We start from the raw sequence: 3,429 nt of genomic DNA on the forward strand, positions 1-3,429 counted from the left end.
ATCTCGTTTACTATAACTGGGAAAGGCCGCATCAAGGTATTAATGGCAAAAAACCTATCGATATGGTCTCCCTAAACAACAAAAAATAAATACCTAATTTTGTTACCGAATTACTAAACCCTTACAGCAATGACGAGGAAATAGAAAATGGCGATGAATTTATTCATCGCCATTTTCTATAAAAAAACTTCTATTTCTATGAGGTTAAGCTTTTTTCCCCGTTGGTTTCTTTTTGTTTTCGATATATCCTGCAAATCCTAATGCAAGTACTAACAGAACTGATCCTGCCAAAGAAATAGTCTCGCCTGCGTAATAAGATACCGGGTGAAATATAAACTCTATTTTATGGTTACCTACCGGGATCTGCGCCGCGCGTAAAAGGTAATCAGCACGGAAATAAGGAGTTTCCTTGCCGTCAACAAACATTTTCCAGCCCTTGTTATAATATACTTCAGAGAATACCGCAATTTGCGATGTAGTAGAACCGCTCTCATAGATCATATGATCGGGGTTATAGCTGGTCAGTTTTATGGTTGCGCTGGTATCAACCCCGCCTTTCATAGCTTTAGTATCTATTAAGCTGCTATATTGTTGGTCAACAATAGCAACATCTTTAGGTGCAAAACTGCTTATAGCTACCATTTCCTCATCTGCATTTTTTTCATACTTAACGCTTTTTACAAACCAGGCATGACCGCAAGCGGTTGGGTTTACCTGCATACTAACATTTTCTGATTTAGGGTCCTGCGTAATGATGTATTTAACGTTCATCATATCTAAAACATCATGGTTAATGCTTTTGGTAAACTGGTTATCTATTAACTCCTCATAACGTTTTAACCTTGCTGCAGAGTAACCTCCGAATGTTTTATGAAAAAACGGATTAAAAGTATCAGACTTCACCGACGCGGTCATATCAAACACGCGGTAATCCGGGTCCGTGTCGCGTTTTATAAACTGATCTACCACGCGTTCCTGCGGCTGATACGAATCTTGTTTTTCAGTAAAGTTTTCATCCTTCAGGTAACGTTTATCTATTTGCCACATATCAGCCAATATCAACGCAAGGAAGGCAACCGATAAAATGGTGACATTGATTTTATGCTTAATAAATGCCCATAGTATGCCAAAGGTTATCAATATAAATATCAAGGTACGTATAGCATCGGCACGTTCAAGGTCTGTTCTGTCTTTAACCAGCGCGTTAGATATGCTTGTAGCCAATGTGTTATCACTTAGCTTGAAAGCTTGTGTTAGCTGGGCTATGCCGGTTGCCTGGTCCGTAGCTCTAAAGCTTAATAAAAGCTCTGGCAGGGCAATTAATATTAAGGTTAAACCGCCTGTAATATATAAGGCAAGCTTTAATTTCTTGAATATTTCTTTGCTATCAGCTGCTTCAATGATCTCTTTGATAGCTAAAAACGCTAATATGGGGAAGCATAGACTGGCGACAGCCAATATAGATTCTACAACTCTAAACTTATTGTAAAGGGGGAAGTAATTGAAGAACAGATCTGATACAAAGGGCCAATTACTGCCAAAAGAAAGCAGCATAGTTAATACTACGGTAGTCAGCAACCACCATTTAAGACGACTTTTTACAACCAACAACCCGAAAATAAATAAGAAACAAATTACCGCGCCAAAATAAAACGGACCACTGGTACCCGGTTTATTGCCCCAATAGGTACCCATACCCGGGAAACCACCTATTTGATTGGCTAATTGCATGGCCTTGTCTTCCGGAACGTTATTAGCCAAAAATACTTTAACTGTTGCAGAGTTTTGATCTAATACTTCTGTACCGCTGCCGCCACCGTAAGCGTTAGGTACTAAAAAGGTAAGGCTTTCGCTTACACCCTGGCTCCACTGGTAAGCATAATCTTTTGCAAGGCCATTGCTTGGCTCGGCAGTATGCTGTGTTAAGTTTGATTGCCCGCGTATGGTTTCTTTACCATAATCATAAGTACTCCAAAGTATAGATGCATTTACAGCAAGGGCCAAAAGTAATGCTCCGCCCAGGTAAGCTAATGATTTGAAATAGGCAGGTACTTTTTTTGCTTTGATAGCATGGTAAAGCTCAATACCGGCTAAAATGAGTATAGCCAGCATTAAGTAATAGGTCATTTGAATATGGTTAGACCTGATCTCCATGGCCAGGAAAAGCGCGGTTAACGACCCGCCCAAGATGTATTTGCCACGCAGTGTCAAAATTATGCTTGCCAGTATAGGCGCAAAAAACGCTATGGCATAGGCCTGGTTAGCGTGCCCCGCCACAAGCAAAATAATATTGTATGATGAAAAGGTAAATGCAATAGCGCCGGCTGCAGACAACCACGGGTTAAGCTTTAATACAATGAATAAGAAGTATGCGCCTAACAAGAATATTAAAACTGTGTCAATAGGGTTTGGGAATATAACTTTTAACGCGTGTATAACATGTGTGGTAATATTAGCCTTATAAGGTGCCCAAAGCTGGAAGGTGGGCATACCGCCAAATATCTGGTTGGTCCACAATATGGTGGTGTCTTTTGCTTTGTAGGCATTTATTTCTGTAGCGGTAGATTGTGCCCCGGTTACATCAGCCTGCCCCAATGTTTTTCCCTGGAAAGCGGGTGTGAAATATAGAAAGCATATCACTAAGAAAATTCCAATTATGGCAAAGTGGATGCCATTGCGCTTGAACCAGTTATTCATCGAAGTTATTTATAAAGGATAATATATATTCTTCAAAAATAGAAATTTGCGGGAGAATAGGAATTATAAGTTTTAAAGGTTTTATAAACCTTTGCGCACAAGGAAATAGAATGCTACCAGGCCAAGCAAACTGATAACGTAAGCGATAATATTTACCTTGTTGTAATCTTCGTGGTTGCGGCGGATATTGAAATAATTATATACGGCGAGCAGAATAATTGTAAGCCCGAAAAACCAGTTTATTTTATTATCCAGCGAAAAAAGGACGCTGCATACTACGTAATTGGTAATGATGAGCAAAGCAGGCTTAGGCGTATTATTATGATTACGCCTGCGCTTGAATATGTCATCAGATATCATTTGGTTATTTTATTTCTTCGTAATCTACAAATTCGCCTTCGCTATCAGGAAATTTGCCTTTTTGATTTTCGGGAACATAATCAACTTTTACGCGGCCGGTAGGTTTTTCCTGGCTTTTATAATTTGTTTGCTGATTTTGTTGCTGTGCCTTATTTACCATGCTTTGAAAAAGCATAGGCAGAGCCCAACGCACAATGGCCCTAAGGATATATAATATTGCGATTGCAATAAATAGAAAACGGACTAACTCTTCCATCTTGTTAAATTCTTATTAATAAAGCGTACAAATATAATATTATAACGACAAAATTGTTTGCTTATGATTATTGTTGTTGTTAAGACTGGGCAGATCAGGCTATTGTTACATCAAAG

Annotated in this window: 3 protein-coding genes; all 3 read right to left on the reverse strand. The window is 39.0% G+C overall.

Annotated features, from left to right (window positions below; translation table 11 throughout):
- Positions 1–204 precede the first annotated feature (204 nt).
- The 3 genes from JWP71_RS01635 to JWP71_RS01645 all read right to left on the reverse strand — a co-directional run bounded on the left by JWP71_RS01635 (position 205) and on the right by JWP71_RS01645 (position 3,313).
- Complete coding sequence (locus JWP71_RS01635) at positions 205–2,697, reverse strand: YfhO family protein (RefSeq protein WP_299496362.1); 2,493 nt, start codon at positions 2,695–2,697, stop codon at positions 205–207.
- Positions 2,698–2,778: 81 nt separating this feature from the next.
- Positions 2,779–3,057: a hypothetical protein gene (locus JWP71_RS01640; protein ID WP_299496365.1), complete on the reverse strand. Its 279-nt coding sequence runs from the start codon at positions 3,055–3,057 to the stop codon at positions 2,779–2,781.
- 4 nt (positions 3,058–3,061) lie between these two features.
- Entirely contained in the window at positions 3,062–3,313 is a 252-nt protein-coding gene (locus JWP71_RS01645) for a DUF4834 family protein (protein ID WP_299496367.1), read from the reverse strand.
- Positions 3,314–3,429 lie beyond the last annotated feature (116 nt).

Source organism: Mucilaginibacter sp. (genome assembly GCF_028287845.1).
In the GTDB taxonomy this organism is placed as follows: domain Bacteria; phylum Bacteroidota; class Bacteroidia; order Sphingobacteriales; family Sphingobacteriaceae; genus Mucilaginibacter.

Bases quoted from the DNA above. Each gene is read 5' to 3' on its own strand.
- JWP71_RS01635 (WP_299496362.1), bottom strand. From the start codon at position 2,697: ATGAATAACTGGTTCAAGCGCAATGGCATCCACTTTGCCATAATTGGA.
- JWP71_RS01640 (WP_299496365.1), bottom strand. From the start codon at position 3,057: ATGATATCTGATGACATATTCAAGCGCAGGCGTAATCATAATAATACG.
- JWP71_RS01645 (WP_299496367.1), bottom strand. From the start codon at position 3,313: ATGGAAGAGTTAGTCCGTTTTCTATTTATTGCAATCGCAATATTATAT.